This window comes from Vulcanithermus mediatlanticus (assembly GCF_055385885.1).
Genome location: NZ_AP042385.1, coordinates 258,808 through 282,711 on the forward strand (window position 1 = coordinate 258,808; position 23,904 = coordinate 282,711).

The window sequence follows — 23,904 nt, forward strand, 5'->3', positions numbered from 1 at the left end:
CGCGTCCAACCGGAAGTTGCAAGGAGCCCATCATGGAACCCGTTTGGTATCCCAGCGAGGCCTACACCCGAGGCAGTCATCTCGAAGCCCTGATGCGAAGACTCGGAGTGGGCGACTACGACGCGCTCTACCGGCTCTCCATCGAACAGCCCGACCGATTCTGGGCAGAAACGCTCTCCGAGCTCGGCATCGAGTGGTTCGAGCCCTACCAGGCCTTCGTCGATATGAGCCGGGGACCGGCGTGGCCGAGCTGGTTCGTCGGCGGCAAGCTCAACCTTTCCCACATCGCCGTCACCCAGCACGCGCGGGGCCCTCTGGCCCAGCAGCTCGCGGTGGTCTGGGAAGGCGAGGATGGCCGCATTTCCCGGCTCACCTACCGGGAGCTCGAACAGCAGGTGGCCCAGGCGGCCAACGGCCTTTTAAGCCTCGGGATCACGAAAGGGGATCGGGTCGGGCTCTTTCTGCCCATGATCCCTGAAACCGCGGTAGCGGCGCTCGCGCTGGCCAGGATCGGGGCCATCCTGGTGCCGATCTTCTCCGGCTACGGCCCGGAAGCCGCGGCCACCCGCCTCGCCGATGCCGGGGCCAAGCTGCTCATCACCGCCGACGGTTTCTTCCGCCGCGGCCGGGTTGTGGCCATGAAACCGATCGCTGATCAGGCGGCCCGTATCGCCGGCACTCCGAAGATCCTGGTCGTCCAGCGGCTGGGGATGGAGGTGCCCTTCGAGAGCGGCCGGGACGTGTGGTGGCACGAGGCGGTCGGGTCCCAGCCCGCCCAGGCGCCGACCGAGGCCATGGAGAGCATGGATCCCTTCATGCTCATCTACACCTCGGGGACCACCGGCCGACCAAAGGGCACCGTCCATTACCACGCGGGCTTCCCGCTCAAGGCGGCCCAGGACATGGCCCACCTCTTCGACCTCAGGCGCGGTGAGGTCATGTTCTGGTTCACCGACATCGGCTGGATGATGGGGCCCTGGGCCATCTTCGGCAGCCTCATCCTGGGCGCCACCGTTTTCCTCTACGAGGGCGCCCCCGACTACCCGGGCCCCGACCGCCTGTGGGCCCTGATCGAGCGTCATGGCATCACCCACCTCGGCATCTCCCCCACCCTGGTCCGGGCCCTGATGCCCTTCGGGACCGAACCCATCGAGCGCCACGACCTTGGGAGCCTGCGCATCATGGGTTCCACGGGCGAACCGTGGAACCCCGAGCCCTACCTTTGGTTTTTCGAAAACGTCGGTGGTAGACAAAAGCCGATCATCAACTATTCCGGCGGTACCGAGGTCTCGGGCGGGCTGCTCGGGTGCACTGTCTTCCGCCCCATCAAGCCCACCGGCTTCAATACCGCCGTTCCCGGCATCCACGCCGCTGTCTTGGACGAAGAAGGCCAGCCGGTCACGAATCGGGTCGGCGAGCTGGCGGTCCTCGCCCCCTGGCCGGGCATGACCAAGGGTTTTTGGAAGGACCCAGACCGCTACCAAAAAACCTATTGGCACCGCTTCGAGGGCGTTTGGGTCCACGGCGACTGGGCGCTCGTCGACGACGAGGGTCACTGGTTCATCCTCGGGCGGTCCGACGACACGCTGAAAATCGCCGGCAAGCGCGTTGGGCCGGCCGAGGTTGAGTCGGCGGCGGTCGAGCACCCGGCGGTGAAGGAAGCCGGAGCCATCGGCGTGCCCCACCCGGTCAAAGGCGAGGCCGTGGTCGTCTTCGCCGTCCTCAACCCGGGGTTTGAGCCGAGCGACACCCTGGCCCAGGAAATTCGGGCCCGCGTGGCCGATGTGCTGGGGAAACCGCTGAAGCCGGAGAAGGTGGTCTTCGTCCCCGATCTCCCGAAGACCCGGAACGCCAAGGTTATGCGGCGATTGATCAAAGCCGCCTACCTGGGCGAGGACACCGGCGACACCTCGGCGCTGGAGAACCCGGAAGCGCTGGACGCGATCCGGGCCGCAAGACCGGCGCAGGACTAACGGGGCATGTTCCCGCCGCCCCCGCCCCTTGGCGGGGGCGCGGCCGTCGGGGGACGTCCCCTTCGGTTAGGCTATGGCCGTGGAGTTTGACCCTGCACTCAAGTCCCAAGCCGACGCCGTACGCGGCTTGCTGGCCGAAGCCCTCGAGGTCCTGGCCGGACTCGGGAGCGATGCCGGCCCGATTCGCCAGGCCCTCCTCGACCTCGAGGGCCCTTTTCTAATCGTGGCCGCGGGCGAGTTCAACTCGGGAAAATCCAGCCTGCTGAACGCCCTTTTGGGGGAGGATATCCTTAAGGAAGGGGTCACCCCGACCACCGATCGCATCCTGCTCCTCGCTTACGGGCCCAGCGAATCCACCTCACCCGAACCCGACCTCGCCGTCGTCACGCACCCCCATCCCCTGCTCAAGATGCTCCGGCTGGTCGATACCCCGGGGACCAACGCCGTCATCGAGCGGCACCAGATCCTCACCGAACGTTTCCTCCCCCGGGCCGACCTCATCCTCTTCGTTACCAGCGCCGACCGCCCCTACACCGACAGCGAGCGCAACTTCCTCAAGCTCATCCGTTCGTGGGGAAAGAAGGTCGTGTTGGTGGTGAATAAGGCCGACCTTTTGAATGAGACCGAGCAGGAGGAGGTCCACCGCTTCGTCGAGACGCAGGCGGAAAGGACCCTCGACCACCGTCCCCCCGTCTTCCTGGTCAGCGCGAAGACCGGCCAGGGCCTCGCCGACCTCGAGGCCCACATCCAGCACGTGCTCCGGCACGAGGCGGCGAGGATCAAACTCGGATCCCCCCTGGGGGTGCTCATCAAGCTGCTCGATGCGGCCCGGGCCGACCTCACATCCCAGGCGGAAGAGGTCCAGGAGGCCCTGAAGCGCTGCCAGGCCCTCAAGGCGCTCCTGGAACGCCACGAGCGGCAGACCCGCGAGGACATCAGGGGGAAGATCGCCGAGCTTTCCCAAGCCTTCCGCGAAGTGGAGGCTCGAGGTGAGCGGTGGTTTCGCGAGACCGTCCGCCTCGGGCGCATCTTCGACCTCCTCAACGCCACCAAGGTGCAAAAGAGCTTCGAGCGCGATGTCCTCGGCGATCTCGAACGCACGCTCGGCACCGCTTTTGCCGAGAGCCAGACCTGGATCGCCCGCCGGGAGCGCGACCTCCTGGCCGCCGCGCTCGATCTCCTGCAGGGGACCTCGCCCAAGGCGGAAGAAGACCTTTTGGACCTCGAGGCCACGCTCAAAGACGCCTTGGACGCTTTCTCGCCCGAGGCCGAGTCGGCGCGGGTGCAATCGCAGGTCGAGGCGGCGCTCAGGGCCACAGCGCTCGCCGAAGTCGGTGCCGTGGGCCTCGGCGCCACCATCGCCCTCGCCCTCCACGGGCTGGCCGCCGACATCACCGGCCTCACCGCAGGGGTGGCGGCAGCCATTTTGGGGCTCTCGGTGTTGCCGCGGCGGCGCGAGGCGGCTTTCCAAAAATTCAAAGCCCGCCTCGCCGACCTCGAGCAGAGCGTGACCGAGGCCCTGGAGCAAGCACTGGAATCTGCGATCCGGGAAGCCAGCGAACGCTTCCAAGGGATCTACAGCCCCGCCTGCGCAAAGGCCCAGGCCGAGGCGGAACGCTCCCAACGCCTACGGGCCAAGCTCGCCGAACTGGAAGATCGGGCCCGGGCGCTGCAAGCCGCGCTGTCGCGCTGAGCAAGCGACGGCGGGGCGCCGCAGGGGGCCCCGCCGTTTTTCGCGTTTGCTTCAGGCGATGCGGGCCTCGAGGTATTCGCGCTCGCCCTCGATGATCATCCTGGCTTCTTCGGGATCCTTGGGGTACTCCTTACCTCGGTTGATGAGGTAGGTTTCGTAACGGCCGATTTCAAAGGCTTCCGCCAGCCGGTCCACCGCCTTTTTAATGTCGAAGTCCTTGCAGGAGAAGATGTCAACGCTGATGAAGCGCCGCTCGGGAAAGGTGTGGATCGCGATATGCGATTCGGCGATGATCACCACCCCGGTCAGACCAACGTCCTCAGGACGGCTGCCACGGTAATCAAAAACCGCCGGCGGAAGGACCTTGGTCATACCCATTTCTTCCGGAAGCTCGTCGAGAATCTTGTGAATCAGTTCCTTATCCGCCAGCTTTTGGGGGTTGGCCTGGTAGCCGTCGATCATCAGGTGGGGTCCAAAACCGAAGATTTCCAACTCCCTACCTCCTTTCGCCAAGGCGGGTACCCCCCGCTTCTCTAGGGCATTATGGGGGGGTGGGGTTTCGATGTCAAGATTGGGGCCCGCTTCTGTCCAAATCTGAATAGCAAAGAAGAGGGCAGGGGCCAGGAAACCCCTTCGGATTCGACATTCTCAGAGGTTTTAATCAAGAGGGAGTTTTGGGCCTCCACCAGTCAAAATTTCTCCCGCGAGGGCCGACGCCCGATCGGCTATGCCCCCCAGGGGTATAAATGACCCGGCGGGTCATTCCAAGACGGCGCAGGAGCTCGGGCTGCCGCTCCAGGCCTCAAAACAGTACGCTACCTCCCGGGACAACGCCGGGACCTCGGGTATAAACTGGGTCCGGTAAAAGGAGGGGATATGTACCGCGGGAGAGAAGGTCAGTGGGCTTTTTATCTACACAGGATCTCGGGGATCGCCATTCTGCTCTTCTTGCTCTTGCACGTCACCGAGATCTCCAGCGCGATGTTCGGACCCAAATGGTTCAACGCCCTGCTCGCCTTTGAGGAAAACCCGTTTTTCGGTGTCGGCCTGGTGATCGTGGCCGCGCTGGTGCTCTATCACGCTTTGAACGGGCTGCGGATTATCCTCATGGACTTTACGAGCTGGGGTGTGCGCAGCCAGCGTCAGCTCTGGTACGCCGTCTGGACGCTCTATGTGCTCCTCGGGGCACCCCTGTTCTATACCATGCTGAGCCACGTCTTTGGAGGAGGTGAGTGATGGCCCTGCGCGCGCGCCGTTTCGAAGAAGCCAAGCGACTCTCAAGCAACAACCTCGAACTCGCCTGGTGGGTGTTCATGCGGGTTTCGGGGGTTCTCCTCGTTTTTCTCGTCCTCGGGCACCTGTACTTCCGGGCCGTGGCCTTCAACTTCCATCGCGATCTGACCTATGACGTCGTGGCTCAAAACCTCTCGTCGGTGACCTGGAAGTTCTATAACTGGCTGTTGCTCTTCCTCGCGTTCCTCCACGGAACCAACGGACTCCGCTACGTGATCGACGACCACGTAGCCTCAGCACGACTCCGCATCTGGACCAAGACGATCCTTTACACCCTGGTCTTTTTCCTGGTGGTGTTGGGAACGATTTCGCTGTGGGGCTGGGACTACCAGCTTCCTCGCTAGGAGGTCAGGCATGGCGCATCAACACGACGTACTGGTCATCGGTGCTGGCGGCTCGGGACTCACGGCGGCGCTCTATGCCGCGCGCAGAGGCGCGAACGTGGGCGTGATCTCCAAGCTTTACCCCACCCGATCCCACACCGGCGCGGCCCAAGGGGGGATCGGCGCCGCGCTCGGCAACGTCGAGGAAGACCACTGGGAATGGCACATGTTCGACACCGTCAAGGGCGGTGACTACCTGACCGACCAGGACGTGGCCGAAGTCTTCGCCCGTGAAGTCATCGAGGCGGTGATCGATCTCGAGCACATGGGCCTCCCCTTCGACCGTCTGCCCAGCGGCAAGATCGCCCAGCGGAGGTTCGGCGGCCACACCCGTGAGTACGGCAAGGCGCCGGTGCACCGCGCCGCCCACGCCGCGGACCGCACCGGGCACATGATCCTGCAAACCCTCTATCAGCAGTCGGTTAAACACGGCATTACCTTCTACAACGAATTCCACGTCCTCGACGTCATCTTCACCGAGGACGGTCGGGCCATCGGGGTGGTGGCGCTGGAGTTTGCCACCGGCGAGATCCACACCTTCCAGGCCAAGTCGATCGTGATCGCCAGCGGCGGCTTTGGCCGGATGTTCAAAGTCACCTCGAACGCCTTCACCCTGACCGGCGACATGCAGGCCATCCTCTACCGCAAGGGGTGGATCCCCCTCGAGGACATGGAGTTCTACCAGTTCCACCCCACCGGCCTCTACCGGCTGGGGATTTTGGTCACCGAGGGCGCCCGCGGGGAGGGTGGCATTCTCAGGAACGCCAACGGGGAGCGCTTCATGGAGCGCTACGCCCCCACGATCAAGGACCTGGCGCCCCGCGATATGGTGAGCCGGGCCATGTACCTGGAGATCCGCGAGGGGCGTGGCTGCGGCCCCAACAAGGACTACATCTGCCTCGACCTCACCCACCTCGACCCCGAGATCATCGAGAAAAAGCTCCCCGATATCGCCGAGTTCTCGCGGACCTACCTGGGGGTGGACCCGGTCAAGGAGCCGATTCCCGTCGTGCCCACCGCCCACTACGCCATGGGCGGCATCCCCACCACCATTAACGGCGAGGTCATCAAGGACGAGAACAACACCCCGATCCCGGGGCTCTTCGCCGCCGGCGAATCGGCCTGCGTCAGCCTCCACGGAGCGAACCGCCTCGGCACCAACTCCCTTGGCGAGCTCGTGGTCTTCGGCCGCCGGGCCGGCATCGCCGCCGCTCGCTTCGCCCAGCGTGAAACCTTCGTCGACCTGCCGCCGAACGCCACCGAAGCCGCCCGGGAGCTCATCAGCCGCCTCAAGGCCAACGCCAAGGGCGAACCCGCGGCTGCCATCCGCCGCGATCTCCAGGAAACCATGATGGAAAACGCCTCGGTGTTCCGGACCGAGGAACTCCTGGAAAAACAGATCGGCATCCTGAAGGAATTGATGGATCGCTACGAGCGGGTGGTGGTGCAGGACAAGGGCGATCGCTACAACGCCGACCTCATCGACGCCATCGAGCTCGGATTCCTCCTTGACGACGCCGAAGCCGTGGTCCACGCGGCCAAGAACCGAAAAGAGTCGCGTGGGGCCCATGCCCGGGAGGACTACCCCGAACGCGACGACGAGAACTGGCTCAAGCACACCCTGATCTACAAGCGAGGCAAGGGCGAGGTGGAGTTCCGCTACAAGCCGGTGACGATCACCAAGTTCCAGCCCAAGCCGAGAACCTACTGAGGAGGGGGCATGCAGGTCACGCTGAAGATTCTCCGCTACAATCCCGAGAAGGACAGCCGTCCCCACTGGGAAAGCTATCGCCTCGAGGTCGAGCCCATGGACCGCGTGCTCGACCTCCTGCACAAGGTGAAGTGGGAGACCGACGGCACCCTGGCGTTCCGGAAGAGTTGCGGCCACGGCATCTGCGGCTCCGACGCCATGTTGATCAACGGGCGCAACCGCCTGGCCTGTAAGACCCTGGTCCAGGATCTGGGCACCGACACCATCACCGTCGAGCCCATCCGCGGACTCCCGGTCGAAAAAGACCTCATCGTTGACATGCGGCCCTTCTTTGCCGCCTACCGCGCGGTCAAGCCCTGGCTCATCAACGACGAGCCGCCTCCCGAGCGCGAACGCTTGCAAAGCCCCGAGGAGCGGATGCGTTTCGACGAGGGCACCAAGTGTATCCTCTGTGCCGCCTGCACCACCAGCTGCCCGGTCTTTTGGGTCAACGGCACCTACATCGGCCCGGCGGCGGTGGTCCAGGCCCACCGCTTCATCTTCGACTCCCGCGACCAGGGCGCCGCGGAACGCTTCGCCACCTTGGGTTCGACCGGCGGGGTTTGGCGCTGCCGCACCGCCTACAACTGCACCGAAGCCTGCCCCAGGGAAATTCCCGTCACCCAGCTCATCGGTGAGGTCAAGCGGGCCATGATGTTCGGCGAGATGTAAGCGGCGTTCATCGGGAACCCTCAGGCGGGCCCTGCCATGGCAGGGCCCGCCGCTTTCGAAAACGAACGCGAAGCTTCTCCTCCGTCGGCGGCCGCGTTCCCCAGGTCCCGCCTACAAACGGCCCGCCAGGGCGCTCAACGTCCCGTCGATCACGAACTGGACCGCGAGCGCGGCCAGCAGCACGCCCATCACCCGGGTGATCACGTTCACGCCGGTGTGCCCCAAAAGCCGGCTGATCCGGCTGGCGAAGATGAGCGCCACGTAGGCGAGGATCAGCACCACGAAGGCCGCCGCCACAACCACCCAGAGGCCGGCGGCAACGTGACGCCCCTCGCCGATGAGAATCAAAATGCTGGCCATCGCCCCCGGGCCAACCAGGAGGGGGATCGCAAGGGGAAAAACGCTGATGTCCTCGCGTTGCCGGGCCTCTTCCTCCTCCTCCGGTGTCTCGCGGATTCGGCTCGCGAAGACCATCTCCACGGCGATCTTAAAGAGCAACAGCCCGCCCGCGATCCGGAACGCCCCCAGGCTAATCCCCAGGTAGCGCAGGAGCGACTCACCGAAAAGGCCGAAGAAGACCAGGAGCAAGGCGCCGATGCCAACCGCCTTCACCGCGATGCGGGCCTGCTCCCGTTCCGGCCGGTCCCCGGCCAGGGCCACGAAGACCGGAGCCAGTCCGACGGGGTCCATGACCACGAGGAGGGTCATGAAGGCCTTGACCGCCAGGGTTAGAGTGTCCAGAACCGCCTCCCTATCACCCAGAGCGCTAAACGAGGAGTCCCTCGAAGTAGCTGAGGAGGCTCCGGGCCTCGGACGCCCCCCGGGCCACGACCAAGATGGTGTCGTCGCCAGCGAGCGTGCCCACGATGTCGTCGTTTTTGAGTTTGTCGATCAAGAGCGCGATCCCGGCCGCGTGACCGGTCGAGGTCCGAACCACGATGATGTTCTCGCCTCGATCAATGTCCTGGACGAATTCCTTGAACTGACGCCGGAGCTCGGCCTCGACGTCCTCCTCGAGCTCGATCGGCGCCAGCGCGTATTTATGCTTCCCTTTGCCGAGCGGCACCCGGACCAGGCGCAGCTCGCTGATGTCCCGGCTCACCGTCGCCTGGGTCACGTTGAACCCCTCCTGGCGCAACCGCTCCACGAGTTCAGCCTGGGTCGATATCTCTTCTCGGGCAACGATCTCCTGAATCTTCTTGTGACGCATTTCTTTATTGGGCATCAGACATACCTCCTCACGACAGTTCGACGTAAGCCTGACAGGCTTTCTTTCCGAAGATTATACGTGCTGCTGTATAGATCCGCGAACCCGGTCGAGGATCCGGTCCGCGAGTTCTCGCTTCGATGCCAGCCCCAGCGACTCGGTGCGGCCATCGGGGTAGACGACGACGATCCGGTTGGTATCGGCGCCGAAGGCGGTCTCGGGCCGGGTCGGGTGATTGAGGCAGATGAAGTCGAGGTTCTTCCGCCTCACCTTGGCAAAGGCACGGTCCAACCCTTGGCCGGTTTCCATGGCGAAGCCGACCAGCACCCGGCCCCCTTTGCGAGCTCCGAGCTCGGCGAGGATATCCGGGTTCGCCACCAGGTGAAGGGTCTTTTCACGCCCCGACTTGGCCTCTTTCTCCGGAAGTTTCTCGGCCGGACGCCAGTCGGCCACCGCCGCCGCCATGATCACCGCGTCGCTCTGTTCGAAGTGGTCCAGCACGGCCTGGCGCATCTGGAGCGCGCTCTCCACCCGCACCAGGTTCACATCGAAAGGCGCCGGAAGGGCCGTGGGCCCGCTCACCAAAACCACCTTCGCCCCCCGATCCCGGGCCGCCTCCGCCAACGCGAACCCCATCTTTCCCGAGGAGGGGTTGGAAAGAAAACGCACCGGGTCGAGGTGTTCGCGTGTCGGCCCAGCGGTGACGAGGACGCGCAGGCCCTCGAGGTCCTTCGGCGCCAGCGCCCGGCGCACGTGGGCCACGAGGTCCTCGGGCTCGACCATCCGCCCAAGGCCCTCCGCCTCGCCCACCGACGCCATGGCCCCGTGGACGGGGCCGGCAAAGCCATGGCCCATCGCCTCCAACTTGCGGACGTTGGCCTGGGTGGTGGGGTGGTGCCACATCTCGGGGTTCATCGCCGGGGCCCAGAGCACCCGTCGGGCACCGCCCACGATGGTCGCGGTGAGCAAATCCTCGGCCAGTCCAGTGGCGGCGCGCGCCAGAGCCGCCGCCGTCGCCGGAGCGACCAGGACCAAGTCGGCCCAGGCGGCGAGATCGAGGTGCAACGCCCGGCCGTGGGGTTCAAACCAGCGGGTCTCGGTCGCCACCTCGTTCCCGCTGGCCAGGGCCAGCGCCGCCTCGGTGGTAAAAGCCAGGGCCCTGGGGCTGGCGAGCACCCTGACCGCGTAGCCCGCCTCCAGCAAACGGCGGACGACGAACGGCGACTTCATCGCCGCGGCGCCGCCCCCGACCGCCACCAGGACCCGATGAGCCAAGGTTACCCCTCCTCTGTGACCTCGGGATAGAGCTGATCGAGGAGCCGGCTGAGCTTATCCTCCGGCACCAGGTTCTCGCCAATGGTGAGCTCGCCGGTCGCCAGCTCTTTAAGCGCCCAGGTCACGGGGTTGGGATCGGGGACCTCGCCCTCGTAGGTGCGCATCTTCGGCCATGCCTTCGGCTCGAGCACGGTGTTCTTAAAGCTGTATTGCAAAAGCTGCCGTGCCCTTTTCGCCACCACGACCGTGAGCCGGTACTTCGAATCAACCAGGCCCAGCAATTGATCAATGCCCGCTTCCGCCATCTTGGATCATCCACCTTTCCATCTCCGCCAGCTCGGCCTCCAGTTCGGGGCTTCGCTCGGCGGCTTTTTCAAGCGCGTTTTCCATTCGCCAGGGTCGGAGCCGCTCGGCACGAATGATTTCAACCAGCCGTTCCACCGCCTCCTCGAGGACGTCGTTGACCACCACATAGTCGAAGCCGACCTCGAGGGCGGTCGTAATCTCCCGCTCGGCACGCGCCAATCGGCGCTCGATCTCCCGGAGCTTTTCCTCGTTCAAGGCCTTGCTGCGAACGATCAACCTTCGGCGCAGTTCGCTCAAGGAAGGGGGGATGATGAAAATGAACACCGCGGGAATCCCCAGCTTGGGGGCCATGGCCTTGACCTGCTTCGCTCCCTCAACCTCGATCTCGAGCAACACGTCCTCGCCTTGCGCCAGGTGCCGCTCAACCGGTGCCCGAGGGGTCCCGTAGTAATTCCCCACGTACTCCGCGCTCTCCAAGAACGCACCCTTGGCGCGCATGTCGAGGAACGTCGATCGATCGACGAACCAGTAATCGACCCCGTGGCGTTCACCGGATCGGGGCGGTCGGGTGGTCATGGAGATGGAGTAATAGAGCTTGACGCGCTCCATCAAACGCTCGCGTAGCGTACCCTTGCCAACCCCAGAAGCCCCAGTCATGACGAACAACGTGCCCTTGGCCACCCTACCTCCAAGCGGAACCATCCTAACAAAGGCCCATTCAAGGCACAACAAGCCTCTGGGGTCTCCGAGCAAACATCCATACCCTTGCACATAAGGTCACCGGGGGTTTAGAATGCAAGAAATCGAAAGCGAGCAACATGAAAGAAAAGAAGCACAAAGTGCCGCTCACGGCACAGCGGCGGCGGATGATTCTCGAACGGCTGCGGGAAGCCGGACAGGTGAAGACCTCGGAACTCTCGGAGCTCTTCGGGGTATCCTCGATGACAATCCGCAACGATCTCAACGCGCTGAGCGCTGCCGGCGCCCTGGTGCGCACCCACGGGGGCGCGGTCACGAATATGCCGCTCGCCAACGAGCCATCGTACAAAGATAAAGAGGCGCGTCACAGCGCAGAAAAAGCACGAATCGGCCGTGCCGCCGCCCGCCATCTCGAGGACGGCATGGTGGTGTTCATCGGCAACGGCACCACCACCATGCAGCTCATTCGCGCCCTGGGGCCGCGCCGACTACGGGTCTTTACCAACGCGATCAACCACGCGGGAGCGCTGCTGGAGAAAGACGGCGTCGAGGTGTACGTTGTGGGCGGTTACCTGCGGAGCGTCTCCCTCGGAATGGTGGGCGGACTGGCCCGTCGGGCCCTCGAGGGCATCTATTTCGACCTGGCCCTGATCGGGGTGAACGGGATCTCGCTCGAGCACGGGTTCACCCTGCCCTCGCTCGAAGAGGCCGAGATCATGGCCGAGGTCGTTCACCGCGCCCAGTCGACGATCGTCCTCGCCGACCATAGCAAGTTCGGGGTCGTCACCCACGGCCGGCTGGCGGGCCTTGAGGATGTTGAGCGGATCATCACCGACCGCGCCCCGCCGCCGCCGCTGAAACGCGCCCTGAACGAGCTCGAGATCGAGCTGGAGATCGTAGGGGGGTGAGAGCGAAAAAACACGGTCGGCCAGAAAGGACTCAGGAACTCGCCTCATTTGAGGAAAGGAGCAAGTGATGCAACGACCCTCGCGCGCGTTCGCGCTCGCGCTCGCCAGCCTGAGCCTCGGATTCGGTCTGGCGCTGGCCCAAAAAGTCGAGATTACCTGGTGGCATGCCATGTCGGGGTCCCGCCTCAAAGTCGTCGAGGCCATCGTCGATGAGTTCAACGCCACCCACCCCAATATCCAACTCAACGCCCTCTACACCGGCAAGTACGCCGAGACCCTCACCAAATACGTCGCCGCCTTTCGCACCGGCAACGCCCCCAACCTGGTCCAGGTCTACGAGGTCGGGACCCAGACCATGCTCGACAGCGGGGCGATCATCCCCGTCTACGAAATTCCAGGCATGCTGGGGGAAACCTGGGACTGGGCCCAGTACGTGATCCCCATTACCAACTACTACTCAACCAACGGAAAGCTCTGGTCAATGCCCTTCAACTCCTCGACCGCGATGCTCTACTACAACAAAGACCTCTTCAAAAAGGCGGGGCTCGACCCGGAAAAACCACCCACCACCTGGAAAGAAGTCGAGGAATACGGCAAGAAGCTGGTCGAGAGTGGGGTGGTCGACCACGCGCTTTCCTTCGGCTGGCCGGGGTGGATCTTCGAGCAGATGTTCGCCTACCATAACCAGCTCTTCGCCGACCACGAAAACGGCCGCAATGGCCGGGCGGAAAAGGTGCTCTTCAACGGCCCCTTCGGCCAGATGGTCCTCGAGACCTGGGCCCGCCTGGCGAGGGAAAAGGTCTTCCTCTACGGCGGCCCCGAATACTCGGCCAACACCGCCTTCGTCTCGGGGCAGATCGCGATGCTGATCCAGTCGACGTCGTCGCTCGCCGGCATCGAAAAGGGCGCGAGTTTCGAAGTCGGCACCACCTTCCTGCCGCGATTCGAGGGGTATCCTCGAGGCAACTCGGTCATCGGCGGCGGCAGTCTTTGGGTGACCAAGGGGCAGAGCAAAGAGGAGCTCGCCGCGGTCTGGGCCTTCCTCAAGTTCCTGGCCAAAAAGGAGATCGCCGTCAAATGGCATAAGGGCACCGGTTATTTCCCCACGATCAACGCCGCGGTCCAGGAGCTCCTCAACGAAGGGTGGTTCAGCAAGGATCAAAACTACCTCACCGCCTTCTTGCAAATCCTCTCCGGCCGCCGCGACACCCCAGCCGCCACCGGGGTCCGCCTCGGCCCCTTCGTGCAAATCCGCGAAATCGAACGGGCCGCCATCGAGAAAGCGGTCTCGGGCGTCCTCTCACCCAAAGCCGCCCTCGACGAAGCCGCCCAGAAGGCCAATCAGCTACTCAAGCAGTACAACGAGCTCCACTAGCCCCTTTGCCTGGCGCCGCGAGCGGCGCCAGGCAAAGAAAGGAACGTCATGCAGGACGAGCGATTCCCGGGTCATCCGCTTTTGCCCTACCTCCTCATCCTGCCCTCGGTGGCAGTGATCGTGGTCTTTCTCATCGTCCCCTTCGCCCAAAGCGTATGGGGTTCGTTTTTTGTCACCTCTCCCTTTGGAACCAAGACCATCTACGTGGGCCTGCGCAACTACCTCGAGCTCTTTCAATCCAGCGACTACATGAAAAGCGTGGTCGTCACCCTCTACTTTTCCGCCTTCGTGGTCGTGGTCGGACTGGGCGCGTCGTTGGCCATCGCCCTCCTCCTCAACCAGAAAATCCAGGGGGTGGGGTTTTACCAGATCGCACTGATCTGGACCTACGCGCTCTCCCCTGCCGTTGCCGGAACCATCTGGGCGCTGCTCTTTGCCCCCGCCACCGGGCTCGTGCCCTACCTCGTAGGCCGGATCATACCCGGCTACACCCTCAACTGGATGACAAACGGTACCTTAGCCCTTCTCGTGGTCTCCGCCGCCGCGACCTGGAAGATGCTCGGCTACAACATCGTCTTTTTCCTGGCAGGATTGCAGAACATCCCCGAAGAATTGCTCGACGCGGCGCGGGTTGACGGGGCCGGACCGTGGCTGACCTTCCGCCACATCACCTTCCCCCTTTTGAGCCCGACCACCACCTTTCTGCTCTTCATGAACATGCTCTACGCGTTTTTCCAGGTCTTCGGGCTCATCGACATCATGACCCAGGGCGGGCCGGGTGACGCCACCAACCTGCTGGTCTATAACCTCTACCGCGACGCCTTCATCCACCTCCAGTCGGGAAGAGCCGATGCCCAGTCGGTCATCATCTTCGTGGTCATCGCCGTGGCCGCCACCCTCCAGCTCCGAGCGGCGACCAAGAAGGCGGCCTACGCCCGCTAAGGAGGCAGCGTGACACGGAAACGCACCCTCACCATGCTGACCCACGCCGCCCTCATCCTGCTGGTGGCGGTGCTGGCCTTCCCGGTTTTCTACGCCATCGTGACCAGCACCCTCAGCTTTCGGGAAGCCTACCAGTATCCGCCGCGCCTCGTACCCGGGACCCAGTTCCTGGAAAACGTGCGTGAGGCCTGGGTCAGGGCCAGCTTCGGACGGCTCTTTTTCAACAGCGTGTTCATTTCCCTCGTGGTCTCGGTGGTCAAGATCATCCTCTCGCTCCTCGCCGCCTTTGCCTACACCCACTTTCGCTTCCGGGGCAGGGGGTTGCTCTTTGGCATGAGCATGATCACCCAGATGCTGCCCCTGCCGGTGCGAATCCTGCCCACCTACGAGCTGATGGCGGACTTCCGCTGGATCAACACCTACTGGGCGCTGACGGTGCCCTTTTTCGCCAGCACCACCGGCATCCTCCTCTTCCGGCAGTTCTTCCTCACCGTCCCTCGCGAACTCAGCGACGCCGCTCGCGTGGACGGGGCCACGCCGATGCGCTATTTTTGGCAGATCCTGGTGCCGATCTCCCGCACCAACATCGCCGCGCTCTTCGTCATCGAGTTTGTTTTCATGTGGAGTCAGTACCTCTGGCCGCTCATCGTCACCACCACCAAGGAGATGCGCGTGGTTCAGATCGGCCTCAAGATGCTCATCGCCAGCGAGCAGATTGCCCCAGAGTGGAACGTGATCATGGCCGGTACCGTGATCGCCATGCTGCCGCCGCTCGTCGTCCTGCTCGCGCTTCGCAAGAGTTTTGCCCAGGGCATCGCCATGCAATCGGAGAAGTAGGTGGTTATGGGCATACGCGGCTATCTGATCGATCTCGATGGCACCGTTTACCTGGGCGACCGGCTGATTCCCGGGGCGAGGGAAGCGCTCGCTCAGCTGCGCATGCGGGGAAGGCGTTTGGTTTTTCTCTCCAATAAACCCCTGGCGTCACGCGCCGCCTACGCGGAAAAGCTCGAGCGGCTGGGGATCGAGGCGCAGGCATCCGACATCATCCACTCTTCCTACGTCATGGCGCGCTACCTGGCAAAACGCGCCCCTGGCGCCAAGGTCTTCGCCATCGGTGAACCACCACTTATTCGGGAACTTTGCGAGGCGGGGCTCTACCCCTGCAACGACCCGGAGGCGATCGAGTACGTGATCGCCGCCTTCGACCGGACCTTCAATTATGAAAAGCTCAACATCGCTTTCCAGGCGATCCGCCGCGGTGCCCACTTCGTCGCAACCAACCCCGACCCCACCTGCCCGGTGGAAGGGGGCGAAATCCCCGATGCCGCCGCGGTGATCGCGGCCCTCGAGGCCACCACGGGCAAGCGCGTCGAAGCCGTGGTCGGGAAGCCTTCGATCCACACCGCACAGGTCGCGCTGGAGCGCCTCGGTCTCACCGCCGACGAAACCGCCATGGTCGGCGACCGGCTCGCCACCGACATCGCCCTGGCCAAAAAGGCGGGGATGCTGGGCATTCTCACGCTCAGCGGCGTCACCACCCCCGAGGCGCTCTCAACGGCCGAACCCCGCCCCGACCACGTCATCGAAAGCATCGCCCAGCTGCCCGAGCTCGACCTCGAGTTGGCGGAAAAGTCTATCCCTCCAGGCGCGCCTTGATGAGCGACTGGACCTTTTGGGGATCCGCCCGCCCCTTCGTCCTTTGCATCACCTGGCCCACGAAGAATCCGAGCAATCCGGTCTTGCCCGCTTTGTAAGCGGCCACCTTTTCGGGAAAAGCACGCAGCACATCATCCACCAGGGGCGAAAGCGTCGCCTCGTCGGTGATCACGGTCAGCCCCTCTTCGGCGACGATGGCCGCCGGCTTCCGGCCGCTTTCCTGGGCCTTTTGCAAGGCCTCTTTCACGATACGGGCGCTCACTTGGCCCTCGGCCAGCAAGCGCAGAATCTCCGCCAGATCCTCCGGCCGGACCCGGTTTTCGCCCCGGCGCAAGAAGGGGCCGATCTCGTGGACCACCCAGGGAGCGACGGTCTTTCGCGGAAGGTCAAAGACGGCCTCGAGGTACCGGCCCAATTCCGTCTCCCGGGCCAGGATCAGCGCCTCCTGCTCGCCGACCCCCTGGGCCAGGTAGCGCTCGAATCGAACCCGTGCCTCCGGGGTGAGTTCGGGCGGGTGCTTCGCCTCCGGACCCGCTTTTTTGACCGTGGTTTTCCTGGGCCTTTCTGCCCTTTCGCGCCGGGCCCAGGTATCCTTGAGGGTCACGATACGGTTAAAGACCAGCCGGGCGTCGGTCGAGTCCACCGGATCCCGCCAGAAATACCCCAGGCGCTCAAACTGATAGCGGGTGTCGGGTGGATCGTCCTTCACGCTCGGTTCAATAAAGCCCTGTTTGACCTCGAGGGATTCGGGGTTGTAGGCGGCGAGGAAGTCGGGCAGCTCGTCGGGATGGGGCACCCGGAAGAGGCGGTCCACGAGGCGAAACTCGGCCGGCAAGCCATAACGCGCGCTCACCCAGTGAATGGCCCCCCGCACCTTGATCCCCGCGGGGTTTTTCCCGAGCGTGTCTTTGAGCACGCGGCCTTTCAGGGCGACGACCTCGCCGCGATCATCCCGCACCGCCTCGTCCACCACCACCACGTAGGCGTGGCGGAGCCGGGTGGCCCAGCCCAGGGCCAAACGCTTCCACCCCTTGGGCGGCTCGAGGGCAAAATCGCCCCGTTCAACGTAGATCTCCCGGGTCAGGGGGATCCTCCGCGAACCTTCCTTCCCCACATCCGGGGGAAAGTAAGGTGCCTCGATCCACTCCTCGCCTTCGACGTTGGTCAGAACGAGTTTAAGCGGCTCGAGCACGGCCATAACCCGGGGTGCCACCGCGTTCAGGTCGTCGCGGATCGCCCACTCCAGGAGCGCGATGTCGACGGTCCGGTCAGTGCGGCTGATGCCCACCTTCTGGACGAAACGCCGGATGGCCTGGGGGCGAACGCCGCGCCGCCGCAACCCGGAAAGGGTGGGCATGCGGGGATCGTCCCAGCCCGAAACCAACCCGCCCTCGACGAGCTTCGCCAGCTTGCGCTTGGAGACCACGGTGTACTCAAGACTGCGGCGGCCGAACTCGATCTGCTTGGGGCGGGGCCACTCGGGCAAACCGCAGCAACCGGCCAGAGTTTCGACCAGCCAGTCGTAGACGGCTCGGTTCTCGATGAACTCCGACGAACAAAGCGAGTGGGTCACGCCCTCGATGTAGTCGGAAAGGGGGTGGGCAAAGTCGTACATGGGGTAGATGCACCACTTCGCACCGGTGCGGTAGTGTTCGGCGTGAATGATGCGGTAGAGGATGGGGTCCCGGAGCTTCATGTTGGGTGAGGCCATGTCGATCTTGGCCCTGAGGACGTGGGCCCCCTCCTCGAATTCCCCGTCCCTCATCCGCCGGAAGAGGTCGAGGTTCTCCTCCACGCTGCGGTCGCGGTAGGGGCTGGGGATGCCCGGGCGGTCGGGCGTCCCCCTGTATTCGCGGATCTTTTCCTCGGGAAGCGAGTCCACGTAGGCCTTCCCCATCTTGATCAACGCCTCGGCCATCTCATAGAGCCGGTCGAAGTGATCGGAGGCGTAATAGAGGTGCGTGCCCCAATCCCAACCTAACCAGCGCATATCGCTGACGATCGCTTCCACGTACTGGGCCCGCTCGGTCAACGGGTTGGTGTCGTCCAGGCGAAGGTGGCAGCGCCCCTGGTAGTCGGCGGCGATGCCGAAATCGATGAAGCTGGCAATGGCATGCCCGATGTGGGGATACCCATTGGGCTCGGGTGGAAAACGGGTGACGATGAGGTCGTACCTCCCGCTTTTAAGGTCCTCGTCGATGATCTCGGTGATGAAGTTAGGCGGAACCAGTCGCGCCTCGTCACTTGGAATCCCCGAACGCGGCATGGGACTATGTTAAGCGAAGGGCCGGGCGCGCGCCCGGCCCTTCGCTGAATCACCGCTTTGACCGCGGTGGAAGCTTTACCCGCACTTGCTCCAACCGCAGACCTCGCAGGTGAGGCAGCCATCCTCGACCTTGACCGGCCCCCCGCACTCGGGGCAGGCACGCCCGTGGTGAACCTGATCCTGAACCACGCCCACCTCGACCTTGAGGGGCTTTTGAACGACCCTGGCCACCGCCTGCTTCAGGGGATGGCGGTCGCCGTTCATGATCTTGAGGCTCTGCTCGAGGGCCAAAGCGATGAGATCGCCTTTCGAGGCCACGAACTTCTTGTAATAGCTCCCGTAGAGCCCGCCGTTGATGCCCCGCAAGGTATGGATGATGGCCTCGGGTGGAACCCCGTACTGCAGGGCGATTGAGACCACCCGGCCGAGCGCCTCGGCGTCGGCGTTCTGCTCGTCGCCGGCCTTGCCGGTGGTCAGAATGACCTCGATGGGATGCGACCCCTCCATATTGACCGTCACCAAATAGGAATAGCGCGTCCCATCGGAGGCCGTGAGCTTGACCATGTCGGTAAAACCGAAAAGCCGACCCGTCCGCTCGAAAACGGGTTTGCCAAACGCCCGGGTGGGAACGCCACCGCTCGTCTTCGCTACGTCGGCTTCTTTGCCCTCGTCCTTCTTGCTGGTGCTGATCACCTGGTGTTCGCGGCTGCCGTCGCGGTACACGGTGATCCCTTTGCACCCGGTCCGCCAGGCCTCGGTGTAAGCCGCTTCCACGTCCTCAACGCTCGCCTCGCGCGGGAGGTTGATGGTCTTGGAAAGCGAGTTGCCGGCGTAGTCGGCCTCATCAAACGCGCGCTGCACCACGCCCTGCATACGCACGTGGTCGAGCGGGTGAACGTCGTGGGCGCATTTGAAGACCTTCTGCAGTTCTTCGGGAACGAAAAAGAGCCCCTGTACCGAGCCGTGATTTTCCTGGATGGCCTCGGTCACCTTGTCCCAGTCCCATCCCCCCTCCCCGTCGCTCAAGTCGGGGTGAGGCGGGTGCTTTTCGAGGAGCTCTTTGAACAGCGGGTGGATAAGGGCTTTGTACTCCCCACCGATCCGCCGCCACACAAAAGGCGCGAACACCGGCTCGATGCCCGAAGAAACCCCCATCAACATGCTGGTGGTCCCGGTGGGCGCCACGGTCAGCAGCGCGACGTTGCGCCGGGGCCGGACCCCGAGCTTTTGAAAATACGGCTCGTGTTCCTGGTAGAGGGGGAAGACGCCCCGCTCCTCGGCCAGAGCCTCCGAGGCCTTCACCGCCTCCTCCCGCATCGCGCTCATGATCTCGTACACCCGGTCGCGAGCCGCCTGGGTATCGTAGGCCAGCCCCATCTTGATGAGGGCGTCGGCAAGGCCCATGACCCCAAGGCCGAGCCGGCGCAAGCGCTGGGATGCCTGGCGGTTATCCTCGAGGGCGAACCTGTTGACCTCGAGGACGTTGTCCAAAAACCGCACCGCGGTGTGGACGTCCCGCCGGAAGCTGGCCATATCGAAACGCCCTTCCTCGTCCACGTAGGCGGCCAGGTTCATGGCCCCGAGGTCGCAGGGCTCGCCAACGGTGAGGGGAATCTCACCGCAAGGGTTGGTGGCCCGAATCTGCCAGCGCTGACCCAGCCCTTTGAGCGCCGACTTCTCGTTGACCCGGTCGATGAAGATGAGGCCGGGCTCACCGGTTGCCCAGGCATGCCAGGCGATCTCGTGCCAGATCCAGCGGGCGGGAACGCCACCCTCATACACGGGAATCGGCCTGGCCCCGTCCTCGCGCTCGCCAAGCTCGGGCACCCGGCCTTGGTAGGGGCCCTCGAGGCGGACCGGGTAGTACTTCCCCGGCACCTCGCGGGGCTCGATCGGCCACAGCCCGTCCTCCTCAAGGACCTTCACAAAGGCGTTGCTGACCAATACCGAAATGTTGAAGGTCGAGATGTCGCCCTCGGCCGCCTCGCGGTCGAGGTCTTTGGCGGTCAGGAAATCGAAGAGGTCGGGGTGCCCAACGTCCAGCGTGGCCATCCCCGCACCCCGGCGCGTCCCCCCCTGGCGAACCACCCGTAGCACCGGCGCGTAAACGTAGCGCAGCGTCGCCACCGGCCCGGCCTCGGGCCCGCCCCGGTTCGCCCACTCGAGGAAGTTGTCGTAGATCTCGACCAGGTAGCTGGTGGGGCCGCTGGCGGTGCCGCCCGAGCTTTTCACGGGCGCCCCCTCGTGCCGGAGCCGAGAAAAGTCCACATGGGGCTCCTCACCGCGCAACGCCAGGCGCGCGGCCTCCGCTGCCACGTCCATGATGCTCCCCATGTCGTCGTCGATCTCGATCACCGCTTCCGGGCGTTCCCGCACGGTCCGGACCCCATATTCCCGGGCCATGGCCGCGAGCTCGGGGGAGACCTGCCCGTAGATCACCCGCGTCCAGTTGCGCACGGCGTGCGGCATCTTCTCGCCGTCGGGGTTACTGCTCGGGCGCATGAGCCCCTTGATGAAGTCCTCGACATCGCGATGATCGGCCCGCATGTAGGCAAACCCGCGGACCATCCCCCAGCGCTTGTCTTCCGATGCCGAGCGGTGCGGGTCGAGGTTGACCCCGTTTCCCCCGCCCACTTTGGTCACCAAAGCCAGCTTCTTGGCGACCTCCATGATGCCTTCCAGGCTCTCCGGAGGGTGATCGGTCGCGCCTTGGACGAAACAGTTGAGCACGTTGCCGTGCGGCGTCGCCGCCCCCGCCAGCACACGCCCGCCCGGACAAAAACGCTTCGAACGCATCAGCGCTTCAAAGGCGCGGGTCCAACGCTCGCGCTCGTCCTCACGTTCTGGCGTGGCCACCCACGCCGCCACGCGGTGGAACATTCCGTAGATGTCGCCATCACCTGGCTGCATGTACTGACGTTTGGCGATGGCCTGGGCGTGTTCGTCGAATGGGGTGTCGCGCATGCCTCTCAGCCTCCTCTTGCTGACGGGCGTCAGCTTAGGCACAACATATAGTTGTGCTCGCTGCTTAGTCTACTATATCTAGTGCCTGCCGGTGTGTGCGCAACCTACAATATCACGGCCAGGGCCAGCCTATGCCCTCCCCCGGGGCACCCGTCACCTCCCCGCGCCCCAGGTGCGGCCTAGAATAGGCATTGGATATCCAATTTGAGCCGGGTGCAGAAGGGAGACCTATGCCGGGCGATACCTGGGAAAGAATCTGGGCGACATGGCTTCTCAGTTTGGTGTTGATCTTTGCCGGCTCTGGCCTTTGGTTTTTGAACACCGCTGGCCTGAACCCAAACCCGCCGGGCCCACAAGTGGTGACCCTGGCCCAATCCACCGCGCCCGGCCTCAAAACCAACATCGTGCGCCTGGGCTGCGGCCTGGTGGCTGTTTTGGCCTTGCTCGGGCTCTATGCCATCTTCTCGGGAGCCGAACCCAAAGCCACCGCGTTCACAGCCGTGGTTTCCGCCCTGGGGGTCATCCTCCTGGAGCACATCCTCACGACCGTGGCCCCGCCCGGATAAGGGGGCGGCCCACTCCTGGAACGCTGGACAAACGGACGAATTGGCGCTAGCATAATCGCGGGCGCGTGGGGCCGTAGCTCAGCTGGGAGAGCGCCTGAATCGCACTCAGGAGGTCAGGGGTTCAAGTCCCCTCGGCTCCACCAGGAAGCCCGGTGGTCGCAGAGACCACCGGGCATTTCGATTGGCAAGCGACCGGACCCCTTGTTGCCCAAACACGCCCCCTGGCCATGCCAGGGGGCTCGCCTTTGGGAGGGGAAGGACTCACTCGCCGAGGAAGACGCCGTGCCAGGTGTGTACCCAGACCTCGCCGCTGTAGGCGTTCACCGAGAGCATGCCTTCGATCTTGCCCCGACCGAAGTCGAAGGTGTAGTAACCGTCGAAGGCCTGGGCCTCGAGGATCTCCGCGCCCGGCAGGTAGCCGGCGAGGAAGCGCTTGGCGAGATCCTTCGCCGCCTCGAGGTCATAGCGCGGGTTGGTGCGGAAGTAACGCGAAGCGCCATTCCACATCATGTTGGGCCCGGGCTCGGGGTAGACCACGCCGGTGTAACGGTCCACGATCACCTCGCCGAGCCCCCGACCCTTGTCGTCGACGATCTGGGCGTAATAGTTCTGGCTGAAGGCCATGACGTCCTTGACCTTCGCCCCCGGCGTCACCCGAGCCACGAAGTCCTGGATGCGGCGCACAGCCTCGGCCTGGTCAATGGGTCGCGCGTCGGGGAGGTAAACGCCCCCCATCATGCCGCCACCCATCATGCCGGCACCCATCATCCCCGGGCCCATCATGCCGCCGTACCAGCCATCGTAACCGCCCATCATCCCATACCCGTATCCACCGTACCCATAACCGTAGCCATAGCCCCGATCGGGCGGAGCCCCGAACATCCCCTGTGCGAGCACGAACCCAAGAGCCGCTACGCCGAGCAAACCGAGCAGTATCGCGTTGGACTTACGCATTCACCATCACCTCCAGCATCCAGATTGGGGGGTCTTGGTAAAGCTTCAATAAAGGATCGACTCCCGAGTCGAGCTTATACCCCCTGGGGTGTTGGTGGATGGCATCGATTAACCTGAAAAGCGATGCACGATCATGGCTCGCTCGCCCGTCGAAAGCTGCTTTGGGTTCTGGTCCTGACCGGCGGCTTCATGACCGTCGAGTTCACCATCGGCCTCTACACCGGCAGTCTCGCCCTCCTGGCCGACGCCGGCCACATGCTCCGTGACGTCGTGGGGCTGTTCACGGCCTGGGTGGCGTCGAAACTGGCCCAGCGCCCGGCGGACGAGAGCGCGACCTACGGCCACGCCCGCTACGAAATCCTGGGCGGCTTCGCCAACGCCCTGCTGCTGCTCGGGCTTTTGGCCTACATCGCCATCGATGGCGTGCGGCGGCTCTTTCAACCGGAAGCGATTGCCCCCGAAGCCCTGTTCGTCGTGGGCACGCTGGGTCTGCTCGTGAACCTGGTGGGGCTTTGGATCCTTCAATCGGAGGCCACGAACAACCTCAACTTCCGGGGGGCCTACCTCGAGGTCTTCGCCGACGCACTCGGATCGATCGGCGTACTCGCCGCGGCCACGATCATCGCCCTCACCGGCTGGGTGTACGCCGACGCGCTGGTGGCCTTTGGGATCGGGGCTTGGATCCTGCCGCGCACGATTACCTTGCTCCGCGAGGCGCTGGAGATTCTCCTCGAGCGGGCGCCGAAGGGCGTCGACACGGCGAAACTGCGGTCCGAACTCCTGTCGATCCCCGGCGTCGAGGCGGTCCACGATCTGCACGTGTGGGCCCTCAGCGACCGCTACCCCATCCTGACCGTGCACCTCGTCAGCCAGCTGCCGTGCCGCCAGTATCCCGAGCTCATCGAGAGCGCGCGCGAGGTGGCCCGATCCCACGGCATCGAGCACGTCACGGTCCAGATCGAGCCAACCCCGCTTGGCGACGCCCCTCACGAACCGTCCTCGGCCAAAGGGTAGAATGG

General features: G+C 64.2%; 22 protein-coding genes and 1 tRNA gene. 14 read left to right on the top strand and 9 right to left on the bottom strand.

The features are described from left to right. The first annotated feature begins 32 nt into the window (after positions 1-32). Both ACZ5BT_RS02225 and ACZ5BT_RS02230 read left to right on the top strand, forming a co-directional pair. Positions 33-1,973, top strand: a complete 1,941-nt coding sequence (locus ACZ5BT_RS02225) for an AMP-binding protein (RefSeq protein WP_464885003.1) — start codon at positions 33-35, stop codon at positions 1,971-1,973. Between the two features lie 79 nt (positions 1,974-2,052). Further along, complete coding sequence (locus tag ACZ5BT_RS02230) at positions 2,053-3,666, top strand: dynamin family protein (protein WP_464885004.1); 1,614 nt, start codon at positions 2,053-2,055, stop codon at positions 3,664-3,666. Positions 3,667-3,717: 51 nt separating this feature from the next. Here ACZ5BT_RS02230 and speD read toward each other — a convergent pair whose 3' ends face one another. Continuing rightward, positions 3,718-4,158, bottom strand: a complete 441-nt coding sequence (gene speD / locus ACZ5BT_RS02235; RefSeq protein WP_464885005.1) for an adenosylmethionine decarboxylase — start codon at positions 4,156-4,158, stop codon at positions 3,718-3,720. A gap of 384 nt (positions 4,159-4,542) precedes the next feature. On the opposite strand from speD, the gene sdhC reads away from it, so the two are divergent. Genes sdhC through ACZ5BT_RS02255 form a run of 4 tightly spaced genes read left to right on the top strand, consistent with a single transcriptional unit; the run spans position 4,543 to position 7,764 of the window. After that, positions 4,543-4,902: a succinate dehydrogenase, cytochrome b556 subunit gene (gene sdhC / locus ACZ5BT_RS02240; protein ID WP_464885006.1), complete on the top strand. Its 360-nt coding sequence runs from the start codon at positions 4,543-4,545 to the stop codon at positions 4,900-4,902. Further along, positions 4,902-5,303, top strand: coding sequence for a succinate dehydrogenase hydrophobic membrane anchor subunit (locus ACZ5BT_RS02245; RefSeq protein WP_464885007.1), 402 nt, complete (start codon positions 4,902-4,904; stop codon positions 5,301-5,303). The genes sdhC and ACZ5BT_RS02245 overlap by 1 nt, the downstream gene beginning before the upstream one ends. 10 nt (positions 5,304-5,313) lie before the next feature. Then, complete coding sequence (gene sdhA, locus ACZ5BT_RS02250) at positions 5,314-7,053, top strand: succinate dehydrogenase flavoprotein subunit (protein WP_464885008.1); 1,740 nt, start codon at positions 5,314-5,316, stop codon at positions 7,051-7,053. A 9-nt stretch (positions 7,054-7,062) separates the two neighbouring features. Further along, a complete protein-coding gene (locus tag ACZ5BT_RS02255) occupies positions 7,063-7,764 on the top strand; it encodes a succinate dehydrogenase iron-sulfur subunit (RefSeq protein ID WP_464885009.1) in 702 nt (233 codons plus the stop codon). A 111-nt stretch (positions 7,765-7,875) separates the two neighbouring features. On the opposite strand, the gene ACZ5BT_RS02260 is transcribed toward ACZ5BT_RS02255, so the two are convergent. Genes ACZ5BT_RS02260 through gmk form a run of 5 tightly spaced genes read right to left on the bottom strand, consistent with a single transcriptional unit; the run spans position 7,876 to position 11,233 of the window. Further along, positions 7,876-8,505 carry a MarC family protein gene (locus ACZ5BT_RS02260; RefSeq protein ID WP_464885748.1) on the bottom strand — a complete coding sequence of 210 codons (630 nt, stop codon included), beginning with the start codon at positions 8,503-8,505 and terminating at the stop codon, positions 7,876-7,878. Positions 8,506-8,530: 25 nt separating this feature from the next. Then, positions 8,531-8,989, bottom strand: coding sequence for an arginine repressor (gene argR, locus ACZ5BT_RS02265; RefSeq protein WP_464885010.1), 459 nt, complete (start codon positions 8,987-8,989; stop codon positions 8,531-8,533). Between the two features lie 57 nt (positions 8,990-9,046). After that, a complete protein-coding gene (gene coaBC / locus ACZ5BT_RS02270) occupies positions 9,047-10,246 on the bottom strand; it encodes a bifunctional phosphopantothenoylcysteine decarboxylase/phosphopantothenate--cysteine ligase CoaBC (RefSeq protein WP_464885011.1) in 1,200 nt (399 codons plus the stop codon). Between the two features lie 2 nt (positions 10,247-10,248). Further along, entirely contained in the window at positions 10,249-10,551 is a 303-nt protein-coding gene (gene rpoZ / locus ACZ5BT_RS02275; RefSeq protein WP_464885012.1) for a DNA-directed RNA polymerase subunit omega, read from the bottom strand. Further along, complete coding sequence (gmk, locus tag ACZ5BT_RS02280; RefSeq protein WP_464885013.1) at positions 10,532-11,233, bottom strand: guanylate kinase; 702 nt, start codon at positions 11,231-11,233, stop codon at positions 10,532-10,534. The genes rpoZ and gmk overlap by 20 nt, the downstream gene beginning before the upstream one ends. A gap of 137 nt (positions 11,234-11,370) precedes the next feature. Here gmk and ACZ5BT_RS02285 point away from each other — a divergent pair, with 137 nt between their 5' ends. The 5 genes from ACZ5BT_RS02285 (at position 11,371) to ACZ5BT_RS02305 (ending at position 16,135) form a co-directional block, all read left to right on the top strand. After that, positions 11,371-12,159: a DeoR/GlpR family DNA-binding transcription regulator gene (locus ACZ5BT_RS02285; RefSeq protein WP_464885014.1), complete on the top strand. Its 789-nt coding sequence runs from the start codon at positions 11,371-11,373 to the stop codon at positions 12,157-12,159. A 67-nt stretch (positions 12,160-12,226) separates the two neighbouring features. After that, positions 12,227-13,534 (top strand): ABC transporter substrate-binding protein, encoded by a 1,308-nt coding sequence (locus ACZ5BT_RS02290; protein ID WP_464885015.1) that lies wholly within the window; start codon positions 12,227-12,229, stop codon positions 13,532-13,534. 48 nt (positions 13,535-13,582) lie between these two features. Continuing rightward, complete coding sequence (locus ACZ5BT_RS02295; protein WP_464885016.1) at positions 13,583-14,476, top strand: carbohydrate ABC transporter permease; 894 nt, start codon at positions 13,583-13,585, stop codon at positions 14,474-14,476. 9 nt (positions 14,477-14,485) lie between these two features. Then, on the top strand, positions 14,486-15,313 hold the full coding sequence (locus ACZ5BT_RS02300) for a carbohydrate ABC transporter permease (RefSeq protein ID WP_464885017.1): 828 nt from the start codon (positions 14,486-14,488) through the stop codon (positions 15,311-15,313). Positions 15,314-15,319: 6 nt separating this feature from the next. Further along, positions 15,320-16,135, top strand: a complete 816-nt coding sequence (locus tag ACZ5BT_RS02305; protein WP_464885018.1) for an HAD-IIA family hydrolase — start codon at positions 15,320-15,322, stop codon at positions 16,133-16,135. Here the strand turns inward: ACZ5BT_RS02305 and ACZ5BT_RS02310 are convergent. Together ACZ5BT_RS02310 and ACZ5BT_RS02315 are read right to left on the bottom strand one after the other, a co-directional pair. Then, positions 16,113-18,401 (bottom strand): glutamine--tRNA ligase/YqeY domain fusion protein, encoded by a 2,289-nt coding sequence (locus ACZ5BT_RS02310; protein WP_464885019.1) that lies wholly within the window; start codon positions 18,399-18,401, stop codon positions 16,113-16,115. The genes ACZ5BT_RS02305 and ACZ5BT_RS02310 overlap by 23 nt on opposite strands. Before the next feature lie 75 nt (positions 18,402-18,476). Beyond that, entirely contained in the window at positions 18,477-21,365 is a 2,889-nt protein-coding gene (locus ACZ5BT_RS02315) for an adenosylcobalamin-dependent ribonucleoside-diphosphate reductase (RefSeq protein WP_464885020.1), read from the bottom strand. 230 nt (positions 21,366-21,595) lie between these two features. Between ACZ5BT_RS02315 and ACZ5BT_RS02320 the strand changes: the two genes are divergently transcribed. Both ACZ5BT_RS02320 and ACZ5BT_RS02325 read left to right on the top strand, forming a co-directional pair. After that, the gene (locus tag ACZ5BT_RS02320; RefSeq protein ID WP_464885021.1) at positions 21,596-21,931 is read left to right on the top strand and encodes a hypothetical protein; all 336 of its coding nucleotides are present in this window, start codon (positions 21,596-21,598) and stop codon (positions 21,929-21,931) included. Positions 21,932-21,998: 67 nt separating this feature from the next. Then, positions 21,999-22,074: transfer RNA gene (locus ACZ5BT_RS02325), tRNA-Ala, on the top strand. A 118-nt stretch (positions 22,075-22,192) separates the two neighbouring features. Here ACZ5BT_RS02325 and ACZ5BT_RS02330 read toward each other — a convergent pair. Further along, positions 22,193-22,885, bottom strand: a complete 693-nt coding sequence (locus tag ACZ5BT_RS02330; RefSeq protein ID WP_464885022.1) for a peptidase M4 — start codon at positions 22,883-22,885, stop codon at positions 22,193-22,195. Positions 22,886-23,008: 123 nt separating this feature from the next. Between ACZ5BT_RS02330 and ACZ5BT_RS02335 the strand changes: the two genes are divergently transcribed. Next, entirely contained in the window at positions 23,009-23,899 is an 891-nt protein-coding gene (locus ACZ5BT_RS02335; protein ID WP_464885023.1) for a cation diffusion facilitator family transporter, read from the top strand. The last annotated feature ends 5 nt before the right edge of the window (positions 23,900-23,904 follow it).